The following is a 1,906-nucleotide window of genomic DNA, read 5'->3' as shown; positions in this document are numbered from 1 at the left end:
GAATCGATTCTTCATATTTTTTGTCCCTTCATTTTTTTTGCCGGCAAATCGAACAGCACGGCTGAGCTAATCAGGCGCCTAAAGAGCGCACGGCACATGGTTTCAGGATTCGTGTTGATTCGTGAGAATCGTGGCTAATTCCCGCTACGGCCTGTCCCCAAATTGCTTAACGAAGACGGTTCTCGAGAGTCACTCTCTTTTCATCTTCCTGCCCCAATTTCCCTACCCAATTACTCGGTTGGAGTTGGCAGGAAAATGGTGGCAGGAAAATTGCAATAGTCGATAAATTGTGGAATGGGTGCGGCGCGGTCAACGGTTGCTCAGCCCCTCTTCGGCCAGTATTCTAACGTCTGTGGAGCCAGGCCGATTGGCGAGTCGTCCGCACCCCAGACCCAGCGCAAAAACCATGTGTTGCACGCGAGTGGCGGCAACGTCTGTTCGTGACTAAAACATCTTGGGGCGTCGCCGGGCGACCACCAACGTTCGCCCCATCTCTTCCTGAACGGAGTCCATTTTCTTGGAAGTTGCAATACTTGGTGCTGGTGTCGCGGGCTTGGCTTCGGCCATTACGTTGAGCCAAATCGGGATTAAGGTCCGCGTTTTTGAACGCCGAGAATCGGTGCACAAGCTAGGCGCAGGCGTCGTGTGCTGGCCCAACGCAACCTTTGTGCTCTCCGAACTCGGGATTCTCGATGAGTTACATACTGTCGCTAGAAAAATCACCGCCATGCGACGTACCACGCACAACAATGTCGAACTGGGGAGTCTGAACGTTCGACAACTTGATGCGGCAATGGGGTTTCCCAGCCTTGCCGTTCTGCGCGAATATCTGATGCGCGTGCTGCTGCAACGCGCAGAAGAATGCGGAATCCCCATTACCTTCAACGCACATGCTACTGCGATTGAGCGTACTGGCGACGGTTGCCATGTCCTATTCGCAGATGGCACGTCCGTTTCACCGACGCTCATCATTGGGGCTGACGGAAGGATGAACTCCAAAGCGCGTCAATACATCACGAACGACAGTCGCCCTGTTTATCAGGGATTCGTCAATTGGATTGGTATTCACCGATGGGACCAACCCGTATTCGACCGTTTCGAAGTCCGTGACTATTGGGGTGTAGGAGCACGTTTTGGAGTGGTCCCCGTTTCTGCAAATACGGCATACTGGGCTGGCGGCCTGGCAGTGCCAGAGCCATCAATTACCCGCAATGGCACAAACATCCGTCAGTTGAAGCAGACTTTCGATGGCTGGCCTGCTGTCGTTAGCGAAATCGTTCGGTCCGCATCGAACACGAACACAAAATGCTTGGCACTTTTCGATCACGACCCGGTACCAAACTGGCATCGAGATAATGTGCTCATGATTGGAGACGCGGCGCATGCGGCGCTTCCAACATCGGGCCAGGGGGTCGCACAGGCGCTTGAGGATGCTTGGTTTCTTGCTCAGGAGATTTCTGCTTCACCTAGTGATTTAGAAAACGCAATGGCTAATTTTACTCAAAAACGATTGAATAAGACAGCTCGAATCGTCATGGGAGGCCGAGTTTTCGCATCCAACTTATTTGATACCGATGCGGAAGCATGTGCGTTGCGTGACCGTAATGCCGTCGAAACAGACTATACTAAAATGGCTTTGGGGATGGCCTCTGCTTGGAGCGATGGCCTGCCGATCGGCGGATAACCAAGTCAGAAACGCAGAGCCGCCGGTCACGCGTTTTAAGAAGAGCATCGATCGCGGCGGCCCGGTTGTGCAAAACCGTTATGCATTAAGGACAGCCGCTTGGACCAACCCACAATCCGTGACATGACAGCTGGAGACGCTCGAGCTGTGATTGCACTTAACAAGGCCGTGGTGCGGGCCACGAGTCCGATTGGACGACGATCGGTTTAATGTTTTGTATGC

The 1,906-nt window shown here is 53.2% G+C and carries 1 protein-coding gene; it reads left to right on the top strand.

What is annotated here, in order from left to right; genetic code table 11:
* Positions 1-517: 517 nt before the first annotated feature.
* On the top strand, positions 518-1,684 hold the full coding sequence (locus RMSM_RS18025; protein ID WP_040767880.1) for an FAD-dependent monooxygenase: 1,167 nt from the start codon (positions 518-520) through the stop codon (positions 1,682-1,684).
* Positions 1,685-1,906: the final 222 nt, after the last annotated feature.

The organism is Rhodopirellula maiorica SM1, assembly GCF_000346295.1.
GTDB classification, from domain to species: domain Bacteria; phylum Planctomycetota; class Planctomycetia; order Pirellulales; family Pirellulaceae; genus Novipirellula; species Novipirellula maiorica.
The sequence above is the reverse complement of the archived record's forward strand: the minus strand, read 5'-3'. Positions and strand labels throughout refer to the sequence as shown.